Origin of the sequence: Halorubrum rubrum (assembly GCF_024494685.1) — an archaeon.
Classification (GTDB): Archaea; Halobacteriota; Halobacteria; order Halobacteriales; family Haloferacaceae; genus Halorubrum; species Halorubrum rubrum.
In genome coordinates, this window is record NZ_JANHDM010000002.1 from 291,466 (window position 1) to 316,937 (window position 25,472).

General features: G+C 69.3%; 30 protein-coding genes and 1 tRNA gene. 13 read left to right on the forward strand and 18 right to left on the reverse strand.

Annotated features, from left to right (window positions below; genetic code table 11):
* Positions 1-42: 42 nt before the first annotated feature.
* Positions 43-603, forward strand: coding sequence for a rhomboid family intramembrane serine protease (locus NO889_RS03600; RefSeq protein WP_256410886.1), 561 nt, complete (start codon positions 43-45; stop codon positions 601-603).
* Between the two features lie 80 nt (positions 604-683).
* Here the strand turns inward: NO889_RS03600 and rpsJ are convergent, their stop codons facing one another.
* The 5 genes from rpsJ to NO889_RS03625 all read right to left on the reverse strand — a co-directional run bounded on the left by rpsJ (position 684) and on the right by NO889_RS03625 (position 6,933).
* Positions 684-992, reverse strand: a complete 309-nt coding sequence (gene rpsJ / locus NO889_RS03605) for a 30S ribosomal protein S10 (RefSeq protein ID WP_023497061.1) — start codon at positions 990-992, stop codon at positions 684-686.
* A 3-nt stretch (positions 993-995) separates the two neighbouring features.
* The gene (gene tuf, locus NO889_RS03610) at positions 996-2,261 is read right to left on the reverse strand and encodes a translation elongation factor EF-1 subunit alpha (protein WP_256410887.1); all 1,266 of its coding nucleotides are present in this window, start codon (positions 2,259-2,261) and stop codon (positions 996-998) included.
* Positions 2,262-2,444: 183 nt separating this feature from the next.
* The gene (locus NO889_RS03615) at positions 2,445-3,419 is read right to left on the reverse strand and encodes a homoserine dehydrogenase (RefSeq protein WP_256410888.1); all 975 of its coding nucleotides are present in this window, start codon (positions 3,417-3,419) and stop codon (positions 2,445-2,447) included.
* A complete protein-coding gene (locus NO889_RS03620; protein ID WP_256410889.1) occupies positions 3,416-4,030 on the reverse strand; it encodes an amino acid-binding protein in 615 nt (204 codons plus the stop codon). Before NO889_RS03620 ends, NO889_RS03615 begins: the two co-directional genes overlap by 4 nt.
* Positions 4,031-4,743: 713 nt before the next feature.
* Positions 4,744-6,933: an elongation factor EF-2 gene (locus tag NO889_RS03625; RefSeq protein ID WP_256410890.1), complete on the reverse strand. Its 2,190-nt coding sequence runs from the start codon at positions 6,931-6,933 to the stop codon at positions 4,744-4,746.
* A 188-nt stretch (positions 6,934-7,121) separates the two neighbouring features.
* Here NO889_RS03625 and NO889_RS03630 point away from each other — a divergent pair, with 188 nt between their 5' ends.
* On the forward strand, positions 7,122-7,769 hold the full coding sequence (locus NO889_RS03630; RefSeq protein WP_256410891.1) for a bifunctional 4-hydroxy-2-oxoglutarate aldolase/2-dehydro-3-deoxy-phosphogluconate aldolase: 648 nt from the start codon (positions 7,122-7,124) through the stop codon (positions 7,767-7,769).
* Positions 7,770-7,871: 102 nt separating this feature from the next.
* Positions 7,872-8,177 carry a putative quinol monooxygenase gene (locus NO889_RS03635; RefSeq protein WP_256410892.1) on the forward strand — a complete coding sequence of 102 codons (306 nt, stop codon included), beginning with the start codon at positions 7,872-7,874 and terminating at the stop codon, positions 8,175-8,177.
* 45 nt (positions 8,178-8,222) lie between these two features.
* Here the strand turns inward: NO889_RS03635 and NO889_RS03640 are convergent, their stop codons facing one another.
* On the reverse strand, positions 8,223-8,465 hold the full coding sequence (locus tag NO889_RS03640; protein ID WP_256410893.1) for a ferredoxin: 243 nt from the start codon (positions 8,463-8,465) through the stop codon (positions 8,223-8,225).
* A gap of 125 nt (positions 8,466-8,590) precedes the next feature.
* On the opposite strand from NO889_RS03640, the gene NO889_RS03645 reads away from it, so the two are divergent.
* The 4 genes from NO889_RS03645 (at position 8,591) to cgi121 (ending at position 12,562) form a co-directional block, all read left to right on the forward strand.
* Complete coding sequence (locus NO889_RS03645) at positions 8,591-8,845, forward strand: DUF7967 family protein (protein ID WP_256410895.1); 255 nt, start codon at positions 8,591-8,593, stop codon at positions 8,843-8,845.
* 93 nt (positions 8,846-8,938) lie between these two features.
* Positions 8,939-9,145, forward strand: a complete 207-nt coding sequence (locus NO889_RS03650; protein ID WP_256410896.1) for a hypothetical protein — start codon at positions 8,939-8,941, stop codon at positions 9,143-9,145.
* A 298-nt stretch (positions 9,146-9,443) separates the two neighbouring features.
* Positions 9,444-11,909 carry an ATP-dependent DNA helicase gene (locus NO889_RS03655; protein ID WP_256410897.1) on the forward strand — a complete coding sequence of 822 codons (2,466 nt, stop codon included), beginning with the start codon at positions 9,444-9,446 and terminating at the stop codon, positions 11,907-11,909.
* Positions 11,906-12,562, forward strand: a complete 657-nt coding sequence (gene cgi121, locus NO889_RS03660; protein ID WP_256410898.1) for a KEOPS complex subunit Cgi121 — start codon at positions 11,906-11,908, stop codon at positions 12,560-12,562. The genes NO889_RS03655 and cgi121 overlap by 4 nt, the downstream gene beginning before the upstream one ends.
* Positions 12,563-12,777: 215 nt before the next feature.
* On the opposite strand, the gene NO889_RS03665 is transcribed toward cgi121, so the two are convergent.
* Positions 12,778-12,850, reverse strand: a tRNA-Gln gene (locus tag NO889_RS03665).
* 175 nt (positions 12,851-13,025) lie between these two features.
* Here NO889_RS03665 and NO889_RS03670 point away from each other — a divergent pair.
* Entirely contained in the window at positions 13,026-13,616 is a 591-nt protein-coding gene (locus tag NO889_RS03670; protein WP_256410899.1) for an IMP cyclohydrolase, read from the forward strand.
* Between the two features lie 82 nt (positions 13,617-13,698).
* On the opposite strand, the gene NO889_RS03675 is transcribed toward NO889_RS03670, so the two are convergent.
* The 4 genes from NO889_RS03675 to NO889_RS03690 all read right to left on the reverse strand — a co-directional run bounded on the left by NO889_RS03675 (position 13,699) and on the right by NO889_RS03690 (position 15,439).
* The gene (locus NO889_RS03675; RefSeq protein ID WP_256410900.1) at positions 13,699-14,073 is read right to left on the reverse strand and encodes a helix-turn-helix domain-containing protein; all 375 of its coding nucleotides are present in this window, start codon (positions 14,071-14,073) and stop codon (positions 13,699-13,701) included.
* 31 nt (positions 14,074-14,104) lie between these two features.
* Positions 14,105-14,344, reverse strand: a complete 240-nt coding sequence (locus tag NO889_RS03680; RefSeq protein WP_256410901.1) for a DUF8001 family protein — start codon at positions 14,342-14,344, stop codon at positions 14,105-14,107.
* 61 nt (positions 14,345-14,405) lie between these two features.
* Complete coding sequence (locus tag NO889_RS03685) at positions 14,406-15,092, reverse strand: DUF5828 family protein (protein ID WP_256410902.1); 687 nt, start codon at positions 15,090-15,092, stop codon at positions 14,406-14,408.
* A 107-nt stretch (positions 15,093-15,199) separates the two neighbouring features.
* A complete protein-coding gene (locus NO889_RS03690; RefSeq protein WP_256410903.1) occupies positions 15,200-15,439 on the reverse strand; it encodes a DUF8007 family protein in 240 nt (79 codons plus the stop codon).
* A gap of 149 nt (positions 15,440-15,588) precedes the next feature.
* Here NO889_RS03690 and NO889_RS03695 point away from each other — a divergent pair, with 149 nt between their 5' ends.
* Both NO889_RS03695 and NO889_RS03700 read left to right on the forward strand, forming a co-directional pair.
* Positions 15,589-16,002, forward strand: a complete 414-nt coding sequence (locus NO889_RS03695) for a cupin domain-containing protein (RefSeq protein ID WP_256410904.1) — start codon at positions 15,589-15,591, stop codon at positions 16,000-16,002.
* 2 nt (positions 16,003-16,004) lie between these two features.
* Positions 16,005-16,661, forward strand: a complete 657-nt coding sequence (locus NO889_RS03700) for a DUF8052 family protein (RefSeq protein WP_256410905.1) — start codon at positions 16,005-16,007, stop codon at positions 16,659-16,661.
* A gap of 92 nt (positions 16,662-16,753) precedes the next feature.
* Here the strand turns inward: NO889_RS03700 and NO889_RS03705 are convergent, their stop codons facing one another.
* The 4 genes from NO889_RS03705 to NO889_RS03720 form a co-directional block, all read right to left on the reverse strand.
* Positions 16,754-18,604, reverse strand: coding sequence for a carbon starvation CstA family protein (locus tag NO889_RS03705; protein ID WP_256410906.1), 1,851 nt, complete (start codon positions 18,602-18,604; stop codon positions 16,754-16,756).
* A gap of 164 nt (positions 18,605-18,768) precedes the next feature.
* Entirely contained in the window at positions 18,769-19,740 is a 972-nt protein-coding gene (locus NO889_RS03710; protein ID WP_256410907.1) for an ArsA family ATPase, read from the reverse strand.
* A complete protein-coding gene (locus NO889_RS03715) occupies positions 19,740-20,036 on the reverse strand; it encodes a DUF7990 family protein (protein ID WP_094534864.1) in 297 nt (98 codons plus the stop codon). Before NO889_RS03715 ends, NO889_RS03710 begins: the two co-directional genes overlap by 1 nt.
* Positions 20,037-20,140: 104 nt before the next feature.
* Positions 20,141-20,341 carry a hypothetical protein gene (locus NO889_RS03720; protein ID WP_256410908.1) on the reverse strand — a complete coding sequence of 67 codons (201 nt, stop codon included), beginning with the start codon at positions 20,339-20,341 and terminating at the stop codon, positions 20,141-20,143.
* Between the two features lie 121 nt (positions 20,342-20,462).
* Here NO889_RS03720 and NO889_RS03725 point away from each other — a divergent pair, with 121 nt between their 5' ends.
* Positions 20,463-21,737 (forward strand): CobW family GTP-binding protein, encoded by a 1,275-nt coding sequence (locus NO889_RS03725; RefSeq protein WP_256410909.1) that lies wholly within the window; start codon positions 20,463-20,465, stop codon positions 21,735-21,737.
* A gap of 18 nt (positions 21,738-21,755) precedes the next feature.
* Here NO889_RS03725 and NO889_RS03730 read toward each other — a convergent pair whose 3' ends face one another.
* The 3 genes from NO889_RS03730 to NO889_RS03740 all read right to left on the reverse strand — a co-directional run bounded on the left by NO889_RS03730 (position 21,756) and on the right by NO889_RS03740 (position 23,634).
* Positions 21,756-21,995 carry a hypothetical protein gene (locus tag NO889_RS03730; protein WP_256410910.1) on the reverse strand — a complete coding sequence of 80 codons (240 nt, stop codon included), beginning with the start codon at positions 21,993-21,995 and terminating at the stop codon, positions 21,756-21,758.
* A gap of 131 nt (positions 21,996-22,126) precedes the next feature.
* Positions 22,127-22,462: a hypothetical protein gene (locus NO889_RS03735; protein WP_256410911.1), complete on the reverse strand. Its 336-nt coding sequence runs from the start codon at positions 22,460-22,462 to the stop codon at positions 22,127-22,129.
* A gap of 119 nt (positions 22,463-22,581) precedes the next feature.
* Entirely contained in the window at positions 22,582-23,634 is a 1,053-nt protein-coding gene (locus NO889_RS03740; protein ID WP_256410912.1) for a TatD family hydrolase, read from the reverse strand.
* Positions 23,635-23,717: 83 nt separating this feature from the next.
* Between NO889_RS03740 and NO889_RS03745 the strand changes: the two genes are divergently transcribed.
* Together NO889_RS03745 and NO889_RS03750 are read left to right on the forward strand one after the other, a co-directional pair.
* Positions 23,718-24,806 (forward strand): WD40/YVTN/BNR-like repeat-containing protein, encoded by a 1,089-nt coding sequence (locus NO889_RS03745; RefSeq protein ID WP_256410913.1) that lies wholly within the window; start codon positions 23,718-23,720, stop codon positions 24,804-24,806.
* Positions 24,807-25,238 (forward strand): DoxX family protein, encoded by a 432-nt coding sequence (locus tag NO889_RS03750; RefSeq protein ID WP_256410914.1) that lies wholly within the window; start codon positions 24,807-24,809, stop codon positions 25,236-25,238.
* Positions 25,239-25,472: the final 234 nt, after the last annotated feature.

The following is a 25,472-nucleotide window of genomic DNA, read 5'->3' on the forward strand; positions in this document are numbered from 1 at the left end:
CGACGCACGCACCTTTTCACCGCGCGCACCCAAATCGACCCGATGCGTGCCACCCTGGAAACGCTCGGGATCGCCCTCCTCGTCGGCGCCGTACAGACCGTCCTCGGCGTCGTCGGCCTCGTCGGGCTGTTCGCGCTGTCGACGCCGCTCTCCGCCGCGCCGTGGACCGTCGTCACCAGCGTGTACGCGCACGGCTCGATCGGCCACCTGCTGGCGAACGCGCTCGCGCTGCTCCTCGTCGGACCCCTCGTCGAGCGCCGGACGGCCCGCCCCCGATTCCACGCGTTCGTGGTCGGAACCGGCGCGCTCGCCGGGATCGCACAGGTGACGCTCGGCGGCCTGCTCGGTCCCTCGCTGCCCGTGTTGGGACTCAGCGGTGCGGTGTTCGCGCTCGGCGGCTATCTGCTCGCGGGGAACGTCGTCAGCGCGACGCTGTTCGACCGGCTTCGGCTCTCCGCACGGGCACAGTTCGCCCTGTTCGGGCTCGCCGCCGTCGTCCTCACCGCGGCGACGGCGGCGCCCGGCGTCGCGCTGATCGCCCACGCGACCGGCGCGTTCTGCGGGCTCGTCGCCGGGCGCGTGCGGCTGCTCGACGTGCGGTGAACGCGTGGGTGGAACGGGTGGATACGGCCTCGGCTGGGCGCGTCGAAAAACGAAAGGGTGAAAGAGAAACGCCTTAGCGCTTAGTCCTCGAGAACGATCTCGATGCTGACGTCGTTTGGCACCTGAACGCGCATGAGCTGACGAAGCGCGCGTTCGTCGGCGTCGATGTCGATCAGCCGCTTGTGAACGCGCATCTCCCAGTGCTCCCACGTCGCCGTCCCCTCACCGTCCGGGGACTTCCGCGACGGGATCTCCAGCGTCTTCGTCGGCAGCGGGATCGGGCCCGACAGGGCGACTCCCGTCGAGTCCGCGATCTCGCGGACGTCGTCGCAGATGGCGTCGAGGTCCTCGGGGCTGGTACCGGCGAGGCGGACGCGTGCCTGCTGCATCGATTATCGCTCGTTGACTTCGAGCACTTTCCCGGCCGCGATGGTCTGACCCATGTCGCGGATGGCGAAGCTGCCGAGTTCCGGGATCTCGCCGGACGGCTCGATGCTCAGCGGCTTCTGCGGGCGGACGGTGACGACCGCGGCGTCGCCCGACTTGATGAAGTCCGGGTTCTCCTCGGCGACCTCGCCCGAGGAGGGGTCGATCTTCTGATCGATGGACTCGATCGTACAGGCGACCTGCGCGGTGTGCGCGTGGAAGACCGGAGTGTAGCCGGCCGTGATCACCGACGGGTGCTGCATGACGACGACCTGCGCCGTGAACGTCTCGGCGACGCTCGGCGGGTCGTCGGCGGGACCACACACGTCGCCGCGACGGATGTCGTCCTTACCGAGACCGCGGACGTTGAACCCGACGTTGTCGCCGGGCTCGGCCTTGGGCACCTCCTCGTGGTGCATCTCGACCGTCTTCACCTCGCCGCCCACGTCGGACGGCTGGAAGGAGACGTTGTCTCCCGTGTTGAGGATGCCGGTCTCGACGCGTCCGACGGGGACGGTCCCGATCCCGGAGATGGTGTAGACGTCCTGGATGGGGAGTCGGAGCGGCGCGTCCGTCGGCGGCTCGGACTCCGGCAGGTCGTTGAGCGACTCCAGCAGCGTGGGGCCGTCGTACCAAGGCGTGTTCTCGGACTCCTCGGCGATGTTGTCGCCCTCGAACGCCGAGATCGGCACGAACGTCGTGTCGTCCGTCGCGAAGCGGACCTGGTTGAGCAGGTTCTTGACCTCCTCGACGACCTCGTCGTAGGAGGACTCCTGGTAGTCGACCAGGTCCATCTTGTTGACGCCGATGATGAGCTCGTTGATGCCCAGCGTGCGGGCCAGGAATACGTGCTCTCGGGTCTGGGGCGCGACGCCGTCGTCGGCCGCGACGACGAGCACCGCGTTGTCGGCCTGCGAGGCGCCCGTGATCATGTTCTTCACGAAGTCACGGTGGCCCGGGCAGTCGACGATGGTGAAGTAGTAGGAATCCGTGTCGAACTCCTGGTGGGCGATGTCGATCGTGACGCCACGCTCGCGCTCCTCGGCGAGGTTGTCCATCACGTAGGCGAACTCGAAGCCGCCTTTGCCCTTCTCTTCTGCTTCCTCGCGGTGCTGCTCGATTACGTGCTCGGGGACGCTCCCCGTCTCGAAGAGGAGTCGACCCACGAGCGTACTCTTGCCGTGGTCGACGTGGCCGATAATGGCCAGATTCTGGTGCGGTTTGTCACTCATGGGGTAATCACGCGCTAAGGCGCTCTGTGAGTACGTTTTCGGTTGATTCCACTAAAACGGTTTCGATACGGCTTACGCTCGATCGCGACGCTGTCGCCTGATTCCTGTGATCGGGGAACACGGCAGGCCAACGCACGACGGGGGTCGATCGAGCTGCCTCGCTCGGGGGGCGCCCGCCCCGAGTCAGCGCAACCGACCCACGTCGCCGAGGATCGCGCTCGCCGTCTCGGGGCCGCCGGCGCCGCGCCCGGAGATGTTGAGCCTCCCCGCGTGCGTGGTCTCGATCTGAACGATGTTCTGCGTGCCCGAGACCGCGAGCGTCCCGTTCTCGTGGACGAGCCGCGGGGCGACGCGAACCGTCTCGCCGGTCGCCTCGCCGATCAGCCGGACCGTCCGGCCGTCCTCGGCGGCGAGCCGGAGGACCGATCCGGGCACGTCGCGGATCCCCTCGACGGACGCGTCCGCGAGCGAGAACTCCCGCGCGTCCGCCGGGTCGTCCGCCCCGCCGAACGAGAGCACGTTCGCGAGGATGACGCACTTGAGCGCCGCGTCGGTCCCGTCGACGTCGAAGGAGGGGTCCGCCTCCGCGACGCCGAGGTCCTGCGCCTCCGAGAGCACGTGGTCGTAGTCGAGCCCCTCCGCGGCCATCCGCGTGAGGATGAAGTTCGCGGTCCCGTTGAGCACGCCCCGCACCGCGGTGACGTGGCCCGGTTCGATGTCCTCGACCGTCGACACCGCCGGGATCGCTCCGCCGACGGTCGCCTCGAAGCGCACGTCGCCGGCGCTGTCGGCGGCGAGCGCCTGGACGTCGCCGTACCGCTCCGCGACCGGCCCCTTGTTCGCCAGTACGACGTGGCGGTCCCGCTCCAGGGCGGTCCGGACGTGTGAGAAGCCCGGCTCGGCGTCGCCGAGCGTCGTGGGCGTCGCCTCCACGAGGACGTCGTAGTCGGCCGCGAGCGCGTCCGCCGGGTCGGCGTCGCCGACGATCCCGCGTTCGGCCTTGCGGGTCACGACCGCTTCGGCGTCGACGCTGCCGGAAGAGTCCGCGACGACCGCGCTCGAGGAGTCCGCGACCGCGACGACCTCGTGGCCGTGCTCGCCGGCCAGCTCGACGACGGAGCGCCCGACCGCGCCCGCGCCGACGACGGCGAGTCTCACGCCTCCACCCCCGCGAGCGGCGCGACGACGCGAAGCTCCTTCTCGTCGGCGATCTCGCGGACCGCCGCGATCGCCTCCGCCGTCTCGCCCGAGCGCGCCTCCAGCCGAAGCCGAGCGCTCGAGACCTCCTCGGTCCCCTGCGGGGCCGCGAGCGACACGTCCGCGACCGACGCCGACGCGGACGCCTCGATCCGCGAGAGCGTGTCCGAGAGGTCGGTGTCGATGAGGTGGCCGAACAGAACGAGGGTGATCTCCTCGGCGTACCGCTCCGTGCCCGCCTGCATCACCGTGATCCCCTCCGCGCGGAGCGCGTCGACTATCCCCTCGAAGCGCTCGGTCGTCGCCTCGAAGTCGACCTCGACCGGGATCCGGCCGCGCGGGGTCTTGTTCCCCCGCTCGTGGTAGATCGACAGCAGGTTGCCGCCGTTGTTCGCGATCGGCTGGAGCGCCGCGAGCAGCTGTCCCGGCTCGTCGACGAGCTCGAGCCGGACCGTGTGGGTCGACGGCGAGGGGTCGTGACCGCCGTCGGCCGCCGGGTCCGTCTCGCCTTCCGCGTCCGCCGACTCGCCGTCGACCGCCTCCTCGGGCGCGCCGTCGCGGGTGTCGCTCACGCGATCACCCCCCGCGAACTCGCCGCCGTCAGGCACGTTCCTGTCGGCGCGGAGCGGCCGCTTGCTGGCTCCGTGCCGATGCGCCGAGCGGGAGTCGTGCCCGTCTGCATACCCGAAAGGAGTCGCCGGGATCGGTATAAGCCTTCGGCGATGGCAGTCGTTGCCTTCGAGACGTGTGAACACACGTGAACGTGCTCGATACAGGCGAAGGAGTGAGCGATCGCGGTGGCGCGCCGGTGAGCGGGCCGAAGGCTCGCGAACCCGACCGCGAGGGACGCCGCGAACGAAGTGAGCGGCAGCGAGGCGCTACGCGCCTCTGGCAGCCGGACGTAGTCCGGCGACGAGGCTGGGGAGGCGTGAGGTGCGGGGCTGTGCGGTCGAGTGGGGCTCAAAGGAGCAGCCGCGAGGACGAAGCACGGCGCAGTAAGCACCGCAGCGAAGGAGCAAAGCGACTGAGCGAGGCGCACAGCAAGCCGCACGAGTCCTCGCGGCTGGGGCTTTGGAGGTGTTCACCGCCCCAGCAACGATCCCGTTCTACTCACCCCGATCACCATCGAAACACCCGTTCTACAACCACTCTTCATCGATCAACCGTTTCGGACGGAGAGACATCTGAAGAGGAGGATTTCAACGAAGCCGAGAGAACGGAAACGGTCGAAAAGGGAGAGAGCGAAGAAAACGGAAAAACCGCGATCGGATCCGCCGACGTCAGCTCAGATGTAGTCGATAGAGCTGGGCAGTTCCAGTTTCATCCCCTTGCGCTCGCGGATCTCCATGATCTTCTCGCGCTGGAGGTTGTCCACGAGCACGCGGAAGCCCGCGTTCTCCGTGTTCCAGGAGGCGCGGCCCTCGGTGGCCGAGCGGATGTCGGAGGAGAACCCGATCATCTCCTCGACGGGCGCGATGCCCTCGACGACCATGAGGTCGCCCTCCTGATACATGTCGTCGACGCGGCCGCGGCGGCCCTGGATCTCGCCGGAGGCGGCACCCATGTGCTCGCTGGGCACGTCGATCCGGACGTCCTGGATCGGCTCCAGCAGGCGCACCTCGCCGTCGATCAGCGCGCGGTGGACCGCGTCGCGGACGGCGGGAATGACCTGTGCGGGACCGCGGTGGATGGTGTCCTCGTGGAGCTTCGCGTCGTGGAGGCGGAACAGCGACCCCTGGACCGGCTCGGCGGCCAGCGGGCCGTCGTCGAGCGCTTCCTGGAGCCCCTCCAAGACGAGCTCCATCGTCTCGTTGAGGTGCTGGATCCCCTTCGTGTCGTCGATGAGGATGTTCGTCCGGTGGATATCCTCGACGTTCTGGGAGGTGTCCTTGTCCATGCCGGCCTCCTGGAGCGCCTCGCGGCGCTCCAGCTCGGGCATGTCCATCGAGACCTCGCCGAGCTGGATGGCGTCGACGATCTCCTGGGCCATCGGCTCGACCGTGAGGTAGAACTTGTTGTGGCGGTTCGGCGAGACGCCCTCGACCTCGCGGGACGCCTCCTGGGGCTGCTCGCGGTAGACGACGATCGGCTCGCCGGTGATGACCGGAATGCCCTGGTTGTCGCGGATCCGCTGGGTGATCACTTCGAGGTGGAGCTCGCCCTGCCCGCTGATGAGGTGCTCGCCCGTGTCCTCGTTGATCTCGATCTGGATCGTCGGGTCCTCCTTGGCGACCTGCTGGAGCGTCTCGATGAGCTTCGGCAGGTCGTCCATGTTCTGCGCCTCGACGGACTTCGTGATGACCGGCTCGGAGATGTGCTCGATCGACTCGAACGGCGTCATCTCCACGGAGGAGACGGTGGAGCCCGCGATGGCGTCACGCAGCCCGGTGACCGAGGCGATGTTCCCGGCCGGGACGTGCTCCACCTCCTCGCGCTCCGATCCCATGAAGAGGCCGACGCTCTGAATGCGGTTCTTGCCCGCCGTGCCGGAGACGTACAGCTCCTGGCCCTTCTCGAGCGTGCCGGAGAAGACGCGGCCCGTCGCGATCTCGCCCGCGTGCGGGTCCATCGAGATGTCGGTGACCATGAAGACGACCTCGCCGTCCTCGTCGACCAGCTGCATCCCCTCGGCCAGGGAGGAGTCCGGGTCGCCGCGCCAGATGCGCGGGACGCGGCGGGGCTGGGCGTCCACGGGGTTCGGGAAGTGCTCACAGACCATGTCGAGCACGACGTCCGAGAGCGGCGTGCGCTCGTGGAGCTCGTCGCGCTCGTCGTTCCGCTCGAGCTCCATGATGTCGCCGAAGTCCATGCCGGTCCGCTGCATGGAGGGCATCGAGACGCCCCACTTGTACAGCGCGGAGCCGAACCCGACCGTCCCCTCCTCGACTGAGACGGTCCAGTCGGTGGGGATGTCGTCCATGTTCTCGGCCATCCCGCGGATGAGTTCGTTGACGTCGGCGATGACGGACATGAGCCGCTCCTGCATCTCCTGGGGCCCCTCCTGGAGCTCCGAGATGAGGCGGTCGACCTTGTTGATGAACAGCGTCGGCTTCACGCCCTCGCGGAGCGCCTGGCGGAGCACCGTCTCCGTCTGGGGCATCGCGCCCTCGACGGCGTCGACGACCACGAGCGCACCGTCGACCGCGCGCATCGCGCGGGTGACGTCGCCCCCGAAGTCGACGTGGCCCGGCGTGTCGATGAGGTTGATGAGGTGGTTGGTGTCCTCGTACTCGTGAGTCATCGAGACGTTCGCCGCGTCGATGGTGATTCCCCGCTCCTGCTCGTCCTCCTTCGTGTCCATCGCGAGCTGCTCGCCCGCGGTGTCCTGGGAGATCATGCCCGCACCCGCCAGCAGGTTGTCGGAGAGCGTCGTCTTCCCGTGGTCGACGTGGGCGGCGATGGCGATGTTCCGGATGTGCTCCGGATTGTCCATCAGCCGCTCGCACTCTTGAACGATCTTCTTGCGTCGGCCCATTATACCGCGTGTTACCGCCAGCAGGGTCAAAAGGGTAGTGTTTCTCCGCGACCGTTTCGCCGGGGATCACCCCGGATCGCCGCCGATTTCGTGTCGATCGGTCGCACGATCGATCGGGTCTCGACCCGCGGAGCCGGTCGCCGATCCACGGCGGACGGATTTAAGTAACAGGTCGGGAACGGAGACACATGAACGAGACGCTCTCACGGATCGTCGACAGCGGCGTCGTCGCGGTGTTGCGTGGAGTCCCGGCCGACCAGCTCATCGGGATCGCGGAGGCGCTCCGCGAGGGCGGCGTCACCGCCGTCGAGATCACCGCCGACACGCCGGGCGTCGCCGACCTGATCGAGGACGTCTCCGGCTCCTTCGACGACGACGAGGTGGTGATCGGCACCGGCACCGTCCTCGACAGCGAGACCGCCAGAACCACCCTGATGGCCGGCGCGGAGTTCGTCGTCTCGCCGAGCCTCCACGAGGACGTCATCGAGACGTGTAACCGCTACGGGGCCGTGAGCGCGCCCGGCGTCATGACGCCGACGGAGGCGGTCCGCGGCTACGAGGCCGGCGCGGACTTCGTGAAGGTGTTCCCCGCGAAGACCGTCGGTCCGGCCCACATCGGCGCGATGAAGGGGCCGCTCGGGCAGATCCCGATGATGCCGACCGGCGGCGTCGGCCCCGACAACGCCGCCGACTTCGTGGAGGCCGGCGCGTTCGCCGTCGGCGCGGGGGGCGCGCTCGTCGACTACGACGCGGCCGAACGCGGGGAGTACGAGGAGATCACGGAGGCGGCCCGCGAGTTCACGCGGATCGTCGAGGAGGCGCGCGCGGACGGGTAGAGAGCGGAAGAGAAGAGAGCGAGAGTCCCGATCGGCGCGTACCCGTGTGACTACCGCGACCGGAACGCTTTCGGAGCCGTCGCCGGACACCTCCATCCGTCGATGATCGTACTCCACGCGGTCTTCCCGATCGAGCAGGACCGGCTCGACGAGGCGCTCGATCACGCGAGGACCCTCGTCGAGGAGTCGAACCGGGAGGACGGGACGATAGAGTACCGGGCGGCGACCGACGTCGAGGACGGGACCACGCTCCGCTTCTTCGAGCAGTACGAGGACGCGGCGGCGTTCGAGGCCCACACGGAGACCGACCACTTCCGGGCGTTCGAGGCGGCGCTCCCGGACCTGCTCGCCGGCGAACCGGAGGTACGCCGGTTCGACGTGGAGTCAGCGGCGGAGCTCGACCTCTGAAGGACCGGCGAAACTGGTTTCAGGTAACTGTCGATCGAGTACCCTTCACACGACCTGCTCGCCGTCGTCGTCGTACACAGCGATGGCGTCGACGGGGCAGACCCGCGCAGCGAACTTCGCGTCGAGCTCCTCGCCCTCTGGGACGTCGACGACGAACACGTCCTCGTCCGCCTCCTCGCCCCCGACGAGGTCGGCCTTCCCGTCGTTCAGATCCTTCTCGAAGCCGTCCCACTCGGCGACACACTGGTACATCCCGATACAGGTGTCCCGATCGAACTCGACGCGCATACGCCGGCTACGCGAGGCGGGTACAAAGCGGTGGCGGCGGGCACACGGGACGGTCGCTCACCGGCGATCGGCTTCGCCGGTCGCGGCCGGTGGTTTAACTGCCCGACGTGCGGACCGATCGGTACATGACCGCAGTCTGGCTCGTCGACCGGCAGTTCGACTCGAAGGGGCTCGTCCGGCTGACGTACGCGACCGAGGACGGCGAGCGCGTCCACACCAAGGAGCTGGCCGAACAGCGGCTGGTCACGGGCGGCGGGGTGACCGCCGGCCGCGACGTCGACGAGGACGCGCTCGGGGAGGCTCCCGCCGACGAGGTGGAGCGGTTCGCCGCGGAGGCGTCGCGGATGGCCGCCGAACACGACCTCGACGACACGGTGTGAGCGGTCCGGCGGCGTCCGGTCGTGATCGGCCGGGTCACTCCCCGACCCGCCGACGCGGGGAACCTATTTCCGAACACCGGGCGACGAACGACCATGAGCGACGCGCGGGACGGAAGGACCATCCCCGTGAACCACGCGGTGTCGGTCGTCGTCTCGGCGGGCGCGGTCGGCGGGGCGGTCGGGTACCTGTTCACCGTTCACCTCCTCGAGCCGGCCGCGTCCGAACTCGAGGCCGTGTGGCTCACCACGGTCGCGTTCGCCGTCGTCGGGCTGTACGTGTGGGGCTTCCTTCGGTCGTAGGCCCCTGGTCCGTTCGCTCCGGCGAGCCGCCGGTTCATCCCGATGTCGGACCGAATATCGCGGAAGCCACGGATGCTGTCGTCGGCGACCGCATCCCGCCCCGCACCTCACGTCCCCAACCTCGCATCGACCGCGCCGCCGGAAACCGCTCGGCGGCGCGGCCGCTGCTCCCTCGCACGCGTTCCTCGGGACTCCGTCCCTCGTCTCACGCGCGCCGAGCCGCGTGTTCGGGGCGTCGTTCCCGCCCCTCCCGCCCCGTTCCGACGGTTTAAATCGCGTCGGCGACCAAGGGAGGCCAATGCAACCGACCGCCCTCTCCGGGCTCCCCGCGGGCGTCGGCGAGGCGCTCGAGGCCGAGGGCGTCGCCGACCTGTACCCGCCCCAGGAGGCCGCCGTCGAGGCGGGCGTCCTCGACGGCGAGAGCCTCGTCGCGGCCGTCCCCACCGCCTCCGGCAAGACGCTGATCGCCGAACTCGCCATGCTGTCGGCGATAGAACGCGGCGGCAAGGCGCTGTACATCGTCCCGCTTCGCGCGCTCGCCAGCGAGAAGAAGGCGGAGTTCGAGCGCTGGGAGGATCACGGCGTCACGGTGGGCGTCTCGACGGGCAACTACGACTCCGACGGCGAGTGGCTCGCGACCCGCGACGTCATCGTCGCCACCTCGGAGAAGGTGGACTCGCTGATCCGCAACGGCGCGCCGTGGATCGACGATTTGACCTGCGTCGTGAGCGACGAGGTTCACCTCGTCGACGACGCGAGCCGCGGCCCGACCCTCGAAGTGACGCTCGCGAAGCTCCGGCAGGTGAATCCCGGCCTCCAGACCGTCGCGCTGTCGGCGACCGTCGGCAACGCCGACGTCATCGCCGAGTGGCTCGACGCCGAACTCGTCGAGTCGGAGTGGCGGCCGATCGACCTCCGCGTCGGCGTCCACTTCGGCAACGCGATCAACTTCGACGACGGGAGCCAGCGGGAGGTGCCAGTCGACCGCGGCGAGGAGCAGACCGCGCGACTCGTCGCGGACGCGCTCGACACGGAGGAGGAGGGACAGGGCGGCTCCTCGCTCGTGTTCGTCAACTCCCGGCGGAACGCCGAGTCGTCGGCGCGGAAGCTCGCGGACGTGACCGGACCGCGGCTCACGGTCGACGAGCGCGACCGGCTCCGCGAGCTGGCCGCGGAGATTCGCGGCGTCTCCGACACCGACACCTCCGAGGACCTCGCCGACGCGGTCGAGGACGGGTCCGCCTTCCACCACGCCGGGCTCGCGGCCGAACACCGGAGTCTGATCGAGGGCGCGTTCCGCGACCGACTGATCAAGTGCGTCTCCGCGACGCCGACGCTCGCGGCCGGAGTCAACACCCCCGCACGGCGGGTCGTCGTCCGCGACTGGCGGCGCTACGACGGCGAGTTCGGCGGAATGAAGCCGCTCGACGTGCTCGAGGTCCACCAGATGTGCGGTCGCGCCGGCCGCCCCGGACTCGACCCGTACGGCGAGGCGGTGCTGCTCGCGAGCGACGCCGACACCATGGACGAGCTGTTCGACCGGTACGTCTGGGCCGACGCCGAGCCCGTGCGCTCGAAGCTCGCCGCCGAGCCCGCGCTGCGGACCCACGTGCTCGCGACGGTCGCCTCCGGCTTCGCCTCGACCCGCGGCGGCCTCCTCGAGTTCCTCGAGAACACGCTGTACGCGACCCAGACCGACGACGCGGGGCGGCTCGCCGCGGTCACGGACAGCGTCCTCGAGTACCTCGCGGCCAACGGCTTCCTCGAGCGCGACCGCGAGGGCGGAACGGAGTCGCTCTCGGCGACGGGGATCGGCCACACCGTCTCGCGACTCTACCTCGACCCGATGAGCGCGGCGACGATGATCGACGGGCTCCGGGACGTGTGTGCGGTCGACGACGCGGCGGTCGAGGGGGCGGCCGCCGGAGCGTACGAGCGGTCGGCCGCGGCGGACGCGGCGGACGACGGCGAGGATCCCGGCTTCGGGACGTACAGCCGGGTCGGTGGCGATGACGGCGGCGAGACCGACGCCGACGATGCCGACGTCGATGCCGCCGGCGATCCCGCATCCGACATCACCCCGCTCGGGCTGTATCACCTGGTGAGCAGAACGCCGGACATGTACGAGCTCTACCTGAAATCGGGGGACCGCGAGACGTACACCGAGATCTGCTACGAGCGCGAGGCGGAGTTCCTCGGCGACGTGCCCTCCGAGTACGAGGACGTCCGCTTCGAGGACTGGCTCGCGGCGCTGAAGACCGCCCGGCTGCTCGAGGACTGGGCCGACGAGGTCGACGAGGACCGGATCGCCGAGCGCTACGGCGTCGGTCCCGGCGACATCCGCGGGAAGGTCGACACCGCGGAGTGGCTGTTGCGCGCGGCCGAGACGCTCGCGGCCGACGTGGACGGTGTCGACGGCGACGCGGTCCTCGCGGTCCGACGGGCCAGAAAGCGGGTCGAGTACGGCGTCCGCGAGCAGCTGCTCGACCTGGCCGGCGTGCGCGACGTCGGTCGCAAGCGCGCTCGCCGGCTGTACGAGGCGGGCGTGGAGACCCGCGCCGACCTCCGAGAGGCGGACAAGGGCGTCGTGCTCGGCGCGCTCCGCGGCCGCGAGCGGACCGCGGAGCGGATCCTCGAACACGCCGGGCGCGAGGACCCCTCGATGGACGGGATCGACGCGGACCGGTCCGCCTCCGCGGCCGCGACCGCCGGGAGCGGCGACGGCGACGACGAGGGGCAGGCCAGCCTCGGTGACTTCCGATGACCGGCTCCGGCGATCCGGTCGACTCCGACGCTCCAACCGACTCCGGCGGCTCGGTCCGCGACCTCGACCCCGCGACGACGCCGAACCACCCCGCGCCGCGTCCGGAGACCCGCCTCGTCGAGGGGGTCCTCGTCGTCGACGACCTCGACGCGTTCCTGGCCGACCTCGAGGCGATCCGCGAGGAGACGGGCGCGGTCGTCCAGGCGTTCGACGCCGACCGCGTCGTCGACGCCGCGCACCTCCGGCTCGCGACGCGCCTCGCCGCCCGATCGATCGCGCGCGGCGAGGCGGTCGCGCGCGATCCCGCGGTCGAGATACTGGTGTACGCCGCGGGTCGGCGACAGATCGACCGCGCGCTCGACCTCGGCGTCTCGCCGGGCGAGCGACGGGCCGCCCTCGTGGTCGCCGACTTCGGCGACGTCACCGGCGCGGATGGCGAGGACGACGACGCCCACCCGCCAGCGGACCTCGAGTCGGCCGTCGCGTCGGTCGAGGATCTCCTCTCGGCGGGGCCGGAGCCGACGCTCGGCGCGTTCGACGAGGAGGCGGTCCGCGACTACTACGGGGTCACCGACCGCGAACTCGACGCGACCGTCGGCGACCTCCCCGACGTCGTCCGCGAACGCGTCGCGCTGCTCGACGTCGAGAAGTGACCGACGGACGGCGCGATGCCGCGGCTCTCGACCGCGAGGTGGGTCCGGTCGTCACGCCAAACGTACCCCCTTCCTTCAGCTGGAAACCGCAAGACTGGGTCGGTGTGTCGTTCCAGTAGAAGCGAAAGAAACGAAGGATCGAAAGCGGCGACGGGACGGGAAACGGAGAGCGACGCGGCGTGAACGGAGCGTCGGTCGGTCGCGGAGAAGACGGATAGTCCATCCTGGATTCGAACCAGGGTCGAAGCCCCCAGAAGGCTTCAGGATTGGCCACTACCCCAATGGACTGTGTGCACCACCGCTACTCAACGCGTGTTTGTAAGCGTTGCGCGTCGCGTGCTCCCTGTCACGCGCTCGCACACGACTCCGCTCTATCACCGCTCGTTCCCTCGATCGATCCGTCGCTGTCGTCGGACGTGGATCGATCGACGTTCTTTAACCGAGCGAATACCCACGGCCGTGTATGTACATCGGACGGTTCGTCGTCGTCGGTCCCGGAATCGGCGCGTATCGAGTCTCCTCGCGGTCGTTCCCGAACCGTCGAGTGGTCGATCGGGACGACACGCTGACCGTGGGGCCCACGCCGGACGCGCCCGAGACGGACAACCCGTACGTCTCGTACAACTGCGCGCGCCGCGTGGAGACGTCGACCGGTGGACCGCTCGCGGTCCTCGGGAACGGCTCGCACGTCGACCCGATAGCCGAAAAGCTCGAGGTCGGCTATCCCGCCCGCGACGCGCTCGCGACGTCGCTCCTCGCGCTCGACTTCGAGAAGGACGACTACGACACCCCGCGGGTCGCGGGCGTGGTCGGCGCGGAGACCGCGACGGTCGGCACGGTCCGGCGGGACGCGCTGCTCGTCGAGTCGGTCGACGCGCCGACGCTCGTGGCGACCTACGAGCGCGACGCGCCCGCCGCCTACGACCTCGCGGCCGCCGACGCCGACGCCGCCGCGAGCGAGGTCCTCGACGCCGACTTCGAGCATCCCGTGTGTGCCGCCGGCGCGGCCGTCGACGCCGACGGCGTCTCGCTGGCGTTCGACAACGGGGAGTGACCGCCCGACCGGCGGGTCCGCTCCCGTCGATCCCGACCGCGGCCCCGTCGGCCCCGGCTCCGGCGAGGACCGGCCGAGCCCCCTACGTCTCGTCGGGGTCGAACGCGTCGATCGACTCGTGGACTCCGGCGACCCACTCGTCGAGCGCGCCGTGGAGGAGCCGCTTCGCCTCGGGGACGGGGATCGCGGTGTACTGGTAGACGTACCCGCCCGAGTCCAGTAGGCGGCGACGACGCTCGACGAGCCCCTTCTCGCGGAGCGTCGACAGGGAGCGGTTCACGTTCGAGCGGTCGCGATCGAGCGTGTCCGCCAGCTCGGCGACGGTGCTACCCCGATGCTCGATGAGCGTCAGGTACGTCCGGCTCTCGTGGTCGCGGATGCCGAAGACGCACGAGAGCACGTGTTCGAACGACGGGGAGACGTCGCCGACGAGGTCCTCGATCTCTGCTTCGGCCATGGGAACGTGTCGTCCGCGACGGGATTAAAGGTCAGTTTTCGGCGGCGTACCCCATGCGGTCGAGGCAGGCGCGCATCTCCGCCTCCTCGGTGTGCCTGTGGAGGCTCGTCGGGGTGTCACAGTGGTACGTCTCGCCGTCGTACCGGAGCACCACCTCGTGGGCGCTTCCGGCCACCTCGACGTCGAGGACGACCCGTCGTCCCTCCCGTAACGCGGCGATGATCTCGTCGGCGGGGCGCTCGCCGGGCTCGATCCGGAGCGGAGGCGTCATGGACGCGATTTCGAGGGGTCGATGGATAAAACTCCCGTGCCGAGTCGATTCCGTCCTCGCGTCAGGTCATCGTCGACTCGGGGCCGCCCTCCTCCTCGGGCGGCTCGACCCCCTCGGCGGCCGCGACGTCCTCGGTCCGTTTCTCGGTCTCGACGTGCCAGCGGTCGATCTCGGACTCGTACTCCGCGAGAATGTCGCTCACCTCGGCTTTCAGCTCGTCGTCGTTGACGTTCACCTCGAACTCGAACGTCTCGCCGTCGTCGCCGCGAGCGACCTCGGTGACGTTGGCGCTGATGAGTTCGTTGTCGAAGTAGTACGGGGCCATCTGGGTCATCACCTTCCGGTACACCGTGTCCTCGACCTTCCGGATCGCCTTTCGGCCCGCCGAGTCGGCGGCGCGGGCGACGTGGTTTATCGACTCGCCCCAGCGCTCCACCGCGCCCTCCGTGTCGTCCTCCTCGACCTTCTCGTAGGACTCGGTGAGCTTCTCTCCGGCCGTCTGGAGGTCGTCTCCCGGCGTCTTGCCGGCCTTCTCGCCGTTGCCCTCGCTCACCGACGCCTGCTTCGCGGTCTTCTCCGAGACGTCCTCGTCGATCCGCTCGTGGGTCTTCGGCCGCCAGTCGTCGAACTCGTGGAATGCGTCGCCGTCCACGCCGGCCTCCCGGAGCGCGAGCGTGATCCGCTCGCCGTGCTCGACGACGTCTCCCCAGTCCCCGCGTTGTTTGAACCCGGAGATGCTCTCTTCCATTGGTTGTACTAACGAACGTGTCGAACGACTATAAGTCTCCCCGTCGGCGTCTCAGTGCTGATACGTGCGTGCGACGTGTCGACGGTGCTGCCGCCGCACGCGACGGTCTACTTCTCGTAGGCAAGCCGACGCGCGACGTCGTCGAGCCGCGATTTGAGATCGCCGAGGAACCCGGCGGGGGACACCCGGCGGATCGCGGACTCGTCGACCTCGATCCGCTCGCCCGCGAACGGGTCGCGCTCGGCGCGCTCCTCGGGCGACTCGTCGCCGTTCACCGCGTCGACGACGGTCGACATCGAACACCGGCCACACGCCTCGGTCCGTTTCGCGTTCGATTCGTCGGTCATGGCGCTGTCTGTTCCGATCGTGTGTTCGAGTTCACTAAACCGTGTCGGCGGTGCGCGCGGCACGCACGACCGGTTTCGGGCGGTTCGGAGGATCCGGTCCCCGTCGCGTCGCCCGACGCGCTTTTATGACGGGTGTGGAATCATCACGCATGGGATACCGCGTCGTCGACACGGCGTCGATCGAACCGGAGCCGGATCGCCCCTGCGAGTGCCGGAAGCTGACGGGCCCGGCGGGCCTCGAGGAGCTGGCGATGAACCGCTTCCGTGCCGATCCCGGCGAGCAGGTCCCGCTCGCGTACCACTACCACGAGACCCAGGAGGAGGCCTTCTACGTCCTCTCCGGTACGCTCGCGGTCGAAACGCCCGAACGGACCTTCGAGGTGGACGCCGGCGGGCTGTTCGCCGTCGACCCCGGAAGCCCCCAGCGTGCGCACAACCCCGCGGACGCCGACGGGGCGGTCGAACTGCTCGCGATCGGCGCGCCGCCGGCGTCCGGCGACGCGGTCGCGTACGATCCGACGACGGACGCGGACGCCGACGACGACGCCGGGGGCGACGAGTGACGATGGCCGGCCACGACGCGTCCGACGACGCGACGGAGTCGAAACCGGGGACGGCCTCGCGTCACGATCACGAGGAGTTGCCGGCCGAGATCCGCGAGCGCGTCCCCGACTACGACGACGAGTATCTGGATCGAGTCTCCGACCGACTCATGTACAGCTACGACCTCTCGGCCGACTACGCCGTCGACGGCGAGCGGTTCGAACTGTACGCCGAGATGCGGATGCGCAACCAGAAACAGTTCCTCCACCCCGCGTTGAGCTACGCGGACCACGAGACGAAGGAGTACCTGTTCGCCCGGCGGGTGTCGACCCCGACCGTCGGGGAGCTGGAGCGGCTCGTCGAACTCGGTCACGAGATCGCCGACGAGCGCGTCGAAGGCGACGAGCAGCACTACGGCACCGACGTCACCTTCGTGCTCGTCGGCGACCGCCTCCCCGAGGACGTCGCCGACTTCGTCGACGGCTTCCGCGACCGCACCCTCCTGAAGTTCGGCTACTACGGCCACTACGAGGTGAACCTGATCGTCGTCGCGCCCGAGACGGAGTCGATCGTCGCCAGCGAGGCGGCGGAAATCGCCGACGCCTTCCGGCTCTGGGAGCCGGTCGAGGAGCCCGACGAGGGGTTCCTCTCGCGGTTCGCAAAGCGGTTCTGGCGGTAGCGGTTCGGTCGAAAAAAACGGACCCCGCGAACCGGTTCGCGAGCGGTCGTCCGTCGCGGGCGGTCGGTCGTCCGCGGCTCGGTCGCTGCGAGTCAGTCGTCGCCGGGTTCGGCTGTCGGCCGGCTGCCGCCCCGAACCGACTTCAGGTTGCCGTACCCGAGCCGGAGGAGCGACAGCGCGAGCCCGACGAGCACGAGCGCGAGGACGATCTGGACGACCGAGGAGATCTGCGCGCCGAGGGTTCCGGCACCGCCCTGGATGAGGTTGAGATAGAGGTTCTGGAACACCGCCAGCCAGAGCAGCCCGAGCACCGTGATCGTCACCATCACCGCCATCGGGACGCCGGTGGAGACGAGCTGTTTGGAGTCGTCCCAGTTCGCGATCCAGACGGTCGCGGTCAGGAGCGCCAGGGCGGCGAGCAGCTGGTTCGCGCCGCCGAACAGCGCCCACAGCGTCGCCCACTGCCCGGAGATCACGAGGAGGTAGCCGAGCCCGATCTGGATCAGCGGGTTGGTGTACCGGCCGCGGGCGAACGAGCCGATGCCGCCCGAGAGGCCGGTGTCGGTGACGCCGCTCGGCGTGCCGACGATCTCCTCCATCATGTAGCGGCCGAGGCGGACGGCCGTGTCGGTGGAGGTGAGGAGGAAGCTCACGAGCACGAGCGCCATGAATACCGAGCCGATCGTCTGGGGGATGTTGAAGCTCGTGAGGATCATGCCGCCGCCGCTCGCGAAGTTCGGGAGCGCGCCGCCGATACCCCCGCCGGCCGCGTCACCGGCGAAGCCGGCGACCGCGAGCGTCGACAGCGCCAGCGCGGCGAGCAACCCCTCGCCGAGCATGCCGCCGTAGCCGATGAGCCGGGCGTCGCTCTCCTTGTTCAGCTGTTTCGCCGTCGTCCCCGAAGAGACGAGCGAGTGGAACCCGCTTATCGTCCCGCAGGCGATGGTGATGAAAAGCAGCGGGAACAGCGGGTACAGTCCCGCTGCCTCGACGCCCCAGAAGCCTTGGAACGCGGCGATCGACGAGTCGATGACCAGCGGCTCCGCCGAGGTCGCGAACAGCGTACCGACGATGATCGCGAGCACGCCGCCGCCGACGCCGGTGTACAGCAGGAACGACGAGAGGTAGTCCCGCGGCTGGAGGAGCACCCACACCGGGAGCGCGCTCGCGATGGCCCCGTACACCATGATCACCGGGACCCACGCGGCGGTGTTGCCGCCGAGCGCGGCCGCGCCCGGCACCCACGATCCGGTCCCGCCGAACAGCACGAACGTGCCGGCGGGGTGGCTCCCCTCGGCCAGCTCGAACAGCGCGAACGGGTACTGGATGCCGACCCAGACGCCGGCGAAGACGCCGGCGACGAAGAGCACGGTCCCCGGAACGAACGGTCCGTTGAGCTGGTAGAGGTACAGCCCGAACCCGATCGCGAGCAGGACGTACAGGAAGCTCGCGGTCGTCACCTGCGGGAACGCGTTGAAGACGATCCCCACCACGAGGGCGAACACCGCCACGACCAGGATGATCGTGAGGAACGCGAACCAGAGGAGGAGGTCCTTCCCCCGGTCGCCGACGTACTGGCCGACGATGTAGCCGATCGACCGCCCCTCGTGACGGATCGAGCCCGAAAGCGAGATGAAGTCGTGGACCGCGCCCATCAGCGGGTTGCCGATGGCGACCCACAGAAGCGCCGGGACCCATCCCCAGATCGCCCCCGCCGTGATCGGGCCGACGATAGGCGCGCCGCCCGCGATGCTCGAGAAGTGATGCCCCAGTAGCACCGGCTTCTTGGCCGGCACGTACTCCTGTCCGTCCTCGTATTTGTGTGCCGGCGTCTCCCGGTCGTCGTCGAGGTCGACGAACCGCGAGAGGTACCGCGAGTATCCCATGTACCCGACGGTGAACGTGGCCAGCACGGCAACTACGATCCAAATTACGTTTGTCATTGGGTAACTGCCTCGTGCTACGAATTTTCGAAGTACGTGTTAAATATTCCCATCATCCGTGATAGTTGCGGGGAGGACCGCCGCGTAATCGGGGTACCTGACGGCGTCTCAAATTGTTTTCTCTCAGTGAGATATTGTTTTCTTTTCGTGTGCTATGATATCAATCACGCGCGCTCGGGCGCCGCGGGATCGACGTCGAGCTCGGCGGCCACCTCGGCGAGGAGGTCCCCGCGGACCTCGCGGGTCCGCGACTCGATGGCGGCGAGAAGCGGGGGGTCGAACCCCTCCTCGACCTGCTCTATCCGCTCGCGTTCGGTCGCGACCTTCTCGCGCAGGTACCGGGCCCCGCGACCCTGCTCCTCGTCGTCGGGTTCGGGAGTGAGCTTGTTGGCCACGAGTCCGCGGACCGCGAGGTCACGCTCGGCGAACGCCTCGATCGCCCGGCCGGTCTCGTTGACCGACAGCTGGTCGGGATTCAACACGAGGAAGAAGGCGGCGTCCTCCCGAAGCGTCTCCCCGGCGTACTCGAAGAACTCCTTGCGGTCCTGAAGCCGGGCCAGAACCGGGTCGCCCTCCATCACGCGTCTGGCCTCCATGTCGCCTATCGCCGCCTTCTCGAAGAGGTCGATCGACTGCTTCCGTTTGTACATCAGCCGCTCGATCCAGTCGCCGAGGAACTCGGGGAGCCCGAGCAGACGGAGCGTCGATCCCGTGGGCGCCGTATCGAAGACGACCCGGTCGTACGGGTCGCTTTCCTCGCGCATCACGCCGACGAACGCGTCGAAGAGCGCCGCCTCGTACGCGCCGGGCGTCCCGTGGGACATCTCCAGCTGGCGGTTGATCTCCGAGACCATCGCGGCCGAGACCTGCTCGGAGAGCCCCTCGCGGATCTCGCCGAGGTGTCGTTGGACCTCGTCGTCCGGGTCGATCTCCATCGCGTCGAGTCCGTCGACGCCCTCGACCGGGGCCGGGTCGTCGTCGAACCGCTGGTCGAAGACGTCCGACACCGAGTGGGCGGGGTCCGTCGAGACGACGAGGGTCCGCAGGCCGGCGCCCGCACACTTGTAGCCGTACGCACACGAGACGGTCGTCTTGCCGACGCCGCCCTTCCCACCGAAGAAGACGAACGGCTCCATCAGAAGTGGTACTGCTGGCCCTTGCGCTCGATCAGGCTCTCACGGTCCCACAGCCGGCGCTCCCACGCCTCGAACTCGTCTTCGAGGTACGGCAACAGCTCGGCGGTGTAGTACGAGACGGGCGAGGGGATCCCGAACGCGTCGGGGAAACACGCCAGCATGAACGCGTCCTCGGCGTCCTCCGCCTCCTTTTCGATCTTCTCGTAGGCCGGATGGGTGATCATCCCGTGGTAGAGCCCGCGGAGCCACTCCTCGAGGGCGGCACGGAACGCCGCGATCCGGTCGGCGACTGTCATCGTCTTTCATCGCCGGGCGACCACCCTAAACCTGTCGCGGTCGTGAGCGGGACGTGCGGGAAGAACGAGGGCGGAGAGGGTAGCCGGGCGAGCGCGTCGTCGTCTCAGGCGGAGGTACCGTCCGTGACTTCCGGCTGGCTCTCCTCGGCGTCCCCGTCGTCGAGCTCCGGACGGTCGCCGTCGTCCGGGCTCGGCGCGTGTGTCCCGTCGCCCATCGAGAGCCAGACCAGGTACAACATGGCGAGGACCATCGATACCGTCGCGACGACCGCGGCGATCCCGGTGACGGGAACGAAACCGTTCATGCCGAGCGTTCGGTGGGGACGGCGTATCAACGTATCGGCTTTCATCGAGTCCGATCGCCGTTTGCCTCCGGGGGTCCCCGACTTCGGGGAGTTGAAGGGCCGGCGGGTCGGATGCACCCCCATGAGCGACCGGATCCCGGTGACCGTGCTGTCGGGCAGTCTCGGGGCGGGCAAGACGACCCTCCTCAACCACCTGCTCTCGAACGCGGGCGACCGCGAGATCGCCGTGCTCGTCAACGACATGGGCGACGTGAACGTCGACGCGGAGCTGATCGCGGAGGGGTCCGAACTCGACGTCGACGACGGGGTCACGGAGCTGTCGAACGGCTGTATCTGCTGTGAGCTACAGGACGACCTCGAGACCGCCGTGGTGCGGCTCGCGAACGAGCGCTCCTTCGATCACCTCGTCGTCGAGTCGTCGGGGATCTCCGAACCCGCGCCGGTGGCCCGGCTGTTCACGACCGAGTCGCGCGCGGCCGCCCGCTATCGCGTGGACGCGCTCGTGACCGTGCTCGACACCCGGCTGTTCCTCGACTCCTTTTCCGATCCCGGCGACCTCGAGCGCCGCGGCACCGACGCGGAGGGTCGCCCGCTCTCCGACCTCCTCGTCGAGCAGGTCGAAGTGTCGAACGTCGTCCTCCTCAACAAGGCCGACCTGTGTACCGACGCGGAGCTCGAGCGCGCCGAGGAGCTCGTGGCCGCGCTCCAGCCGGACGCGGAGACGATCCGCACAGAGTTCTCCGCCGTCGATCCCGGCCGGCTGCTCGCCGTCGACCTGTTCGACGAGCGGGGGGTGTCGACGCTACCGGGCTGGAAGCGCGCGCTCGAGGACGACGGGCACGGGGGAAACGAGGCGCGAGACGCCGGGGGTGAGGACCGTCACGCCCACGGCGACGGCCGCGCTCACGACGACCACCACCACGCACACCGCCATCCCGACGAGGTGTACGGCGTCACCTCGTTCACGTACCGCCGCCGCCGCCCGTTCCACCCCGAGCGGATCGCGGCGGTCCTGCGTGACCTCCCGGAGGGCGTCGTTCGCTCGAAGGGGACGCTGTGGGTCGCCGGCAACGAGGTTCGCCAGCAGGTGAGCCAGGCCGGGGCGTCGGTCCGGGTGACCGCGCCGGGCCCGTGGATCGCGAGCCGGCCGAAGGTCGAACGCGACATGCTCCGGTCGAACCGCCCGGAACTCGACTGGCACGAGGACCACGGCGACCGCGAGACGGCCTACGTCGTCATCGGGACCGACGTCGACGAAGCCGCGCTCGTCGACCGCCTCGACGACGCGCTCGTCACCGACGCGGAGTGGGAGCGGATCGAGACGGACGCGGGACTCGACGCGGTCGACCCGTTCCCGGTCGAGGGCGGCGGGGAGGTCGTCCTCCGGGAGCCGTAGGTCGACCGAGGTGTCGGTTCAACAGGCGCAGCCGGAGCCGCTCGCGCGCTCGAACCGCATCGCCTCCCCGCAGTCGGGACACAGCGGGGTTCCCTCCGCGTCGCGGTCGAGCCCCTCGGCGTCGACGTCGACGTCGCGAACGCGGGTCGTACAGTCGTCACACCAGTACGCCCCCGCCGAGCCGTCGTCGCCGCCCTCGCCCGGCGCGCGCTGCGTCGACGACGCGAGCGTCTCCGTGACGGTGTCGAGGATTCCCATGCCCTCCGGTCGGGACTCGACGCCCCTCATCCTGTTGGTGCTGTGTGAACGTTGCGCACAGCCGATCGACGATCGCGGGAGTTCCCCGCGGTCGCGACGACGGAGAGTTGGCGGCGAGATCGCGGAGACGGTCACAACAACGGGAGCGTCAGTCCCGCGAGGACCACGCCGAGCGCGAGCGCGGCGTACAACAGCCGTTCGAACCGCGGGGCGGTCGGGAGCGGACCGGCGTCGGCGGCGGGCGCGCCGCTGACGAACTGCGCGTACGCGACGGTCGCGATCCCGGCGAACGCGACCCCCGACGCCGCCAGCGACGTCGAAAGCGGGAGCCCGTACGCGATCCCGTATATCGGGCCGATCGAGAAGGCGAGCATGAACGCGAGGCCGACGCTCACGAGGAACGGCACCGGATCGATCGGCTCGCCCCGGCGGTTCCGCGCGAATCTCGGCCGACCCGACCGGCTCATACCTCCACGTCGGCCCACACGACCAAAAACGAGTGGTACGCGGCGGTTCACCCGAGTCGAATACGGTTCGATACCGTGGAGCTGGACGTGGCATCTCGAGTGGGTAGGGCCGGTCGGTCTCACTCGGCCAGTCCGAACACGTCGCGGGGGTTCTCGTACACGACGGTGCGGATGTCGTCGACGTCGATTCCGTAGCGGTACAGCTCGAAGATAGCCCGCTTCACCGCGTACGGGTCGGTCCGGAGCACGTTCGCGCAGTCGGTGTCGACGGTGATCCGCTCGGGCCCGTACTCGTCGACGGCGTCGGCCACGTCGGCGGCGTCGACCCCGATCAGCCACGAGTGACCGATGGTGAAACTCAGGTAGCAGTCCGTCTCCTCCATCAGGTACGCCGTGTTGTTCGCGTCCGCGTGCGAGGCCACGATCCGCTCCTCGTCGAGGCCCGCGTCCGCCGCCGCCTCGACGTCCCGCTTTACCGCCTCCAGCGCCGGGTTCTCGCCGTCGAGGACCGGCTCCGCGCCGAGCCCCGCGTTCTTCTCGTAGCCGGGGGTCACGCCGAGGTCGTCGCGGTACGCGCGTTTCGACTCGCCCGGCGTGTTCGGCGTGTGGAGGAGGACGGGGAGGTCGTGGTCGGCGGCGAGTTCCATCTGCGCTTGAACGACCGCCTGCTGTTCGTCGACGTCCCAGCGCTCGACGTGCTGGCTCGGCGTCACGCCCGTCTCGCCGACTGCGACGACCTCGTCGAGCGCGCAGTAGTCGTCCATCGCCGCCAGCAGCCCCTCGGGGTTCTCGATCCGGACGCCGGTGTGGACGCCGAGCCCGAGTTTCGCCTCGAAGAAGTGGTTGCGCTCGATGGCCTCCCGGCGGTTGATCGCGTCGTCCCACAGGAAGCGGACATCGCTCGCCTCCACGGGCTTGTACGGGGTCCAGTGGTACCCCGACGACACCATCAGCATGGATCGACATCCGGAAAGCGCGTACCGCTCGCGGTCCGACCACGAGAGCGTGTGGGCGTGGTTGTGCGGGTCGATCCACGGGAGGTTCAGGAGTTCGGAGGGGAGGTCGGGAGCCGACCCGTCGAGGTACGCGGCGTCGGTCGGTCGCCTCGTCGGATCGGATGCGGAGTCGGCGGCTGTGGACGGATCGGATGTGGGCGGGTCGGACGCGGGCATGACCGTCTCGTTGTGACCCCGGCCACTTAGCGTTTTACGGCTTGGTAAAAACTTTAGTATGCGTCCGGCTCACGTACCAACGTATGACACTTTTGATCGGGACAGACGAGGGCCTGTACCGAGCCGACGACGTACCGTTCGACCGCGACGAGCTCGAACCCGTTCTCGACTGCGGCGTGGTCACCGCCGTGAAGTCGTGGGACCACACCGAGGGCGTGTTCGTCGCCTCTTCGACGGGCGCGTACCGCTCGGTCGACGGCGGCGACACGTGGACGGACCTGGAGGTTCCCCTCGGCGACCGCTTCTGGCACGCCGGGCAGAGCGAGGTGTGGGCGATCCTCGCGACCGCGGACGGCGCGCTGTACGCCGGCACCAACGATCCCTACCTCTTCCGCTCGGTCGACGGCGGCGACACGTGGGCCGAACAGAAAGGGTTCCGTGAACTCCCCTCTCGAGGCCACTGGGAGTCGCCGATCGACCCGCACTACGCTCGCCTTCGCGCGCTCGAAACGGTCCCCGGCCGCCCGGACCACCTCATCGCGGGCGTCGAGGCCGGCGGGATCCACGTCAGCCGCGACGGCGGCCGCACCTGGTCCGACCACCGCGACGCCATCGTCGACGACGTTCACCAGGTGCTCCCGATCTCCGAGGACGTCTGGCTGGCGGCGACCGGCTACCTCGACCACGACCTGGAGAACCTCGGGCTCGGCCACGCGGTCGGCGAGGGCGGCCTCTGGCGGACGACGGACGCCGGCGAGTCCTGGACCCGGATCGACGCCGGCAACGACTTCTCGTACGTCCGGCGCGTGTTCGTCCACGACGGCCGGGTGATCTTCTGTGGCGGCGAGGAGGCACCCCCGGCGTGGGTGAACGACGACCACGAGGTCGCGCTGTTCGAGTCGACGAACTTCGGGCGCGACTTCGAGCGCGTCCCGTTCCCCGGCGAGCCCCACGAGATGATCGAGACGTGGGCGGTCCACGACGGCGACCTGGTCTGCGGCTCCGGGCTCTTCGACGTCCCCGACCAGCGCGACGACGTCGAGGGGCGGATCATGCGCCGCGTCGACGGCGAAGGCGACGGAGGGACCACCGACGGCGGGACGGACGGCGGCCCGACCTACGAGACGGTCGGCCGCGTCGACGCGAACGTCAGCCGGATCGAGGTGGTGTGAATGGCCGACGAGACGGACTCCGAGTCCGCCGACGTCGCCGGGGACGACCCCGGCCGCGACGCCCCCTCGCTCCTCGGGCGGTCGCTGTACGGCGGCGTCCTCGCGTACATGGCGATTGACGGGTTCAAGAACAACGACAAGCGCGTCGCGGTCGCCGAGGAGAAGGGGGTCCCGATGCCGGCGGTCACGGTCCCGTTCGTCACCGGGATGCTGTTCGTCGCCAACCTCGGGATCGTCCTCTGGCGGCTCCCGCGGGCGGCCGCCGGCGCGCTGGTCGTCTTCTTCCTGGGGACGACGCCCGCGATCCACGACTTCTGGAACATGGAGGGGAAGGAGCGTCAGAGCAACGAGATCAACTTCCTGAAGAACCTGGCGCTGCTCGGTGCCGCGTTCGTCTTCCTCGACGCCGCGAGCGAGGGCGACGAGGAGTGAGGTGACTCCGTTCCCGGCGAGGAGTGAGACGACTCCGTTCCCGGCGAGGAGTGAGGTGACTCCGTTCCCGGCCGACCTCCGCGGTCGCTTCCGATCGACTCCCTTCTCGATCCGCCTTCGAGTCGTCGAGTTCGCCGCCGTTCGGTGCCGACGCCTCCGATCGACGGCGTCTGACGCAGTTCTTAAGTGAGAGCGGCGTGGATGCTACCGTAATTCCCCGGACGGGCGTCGGGC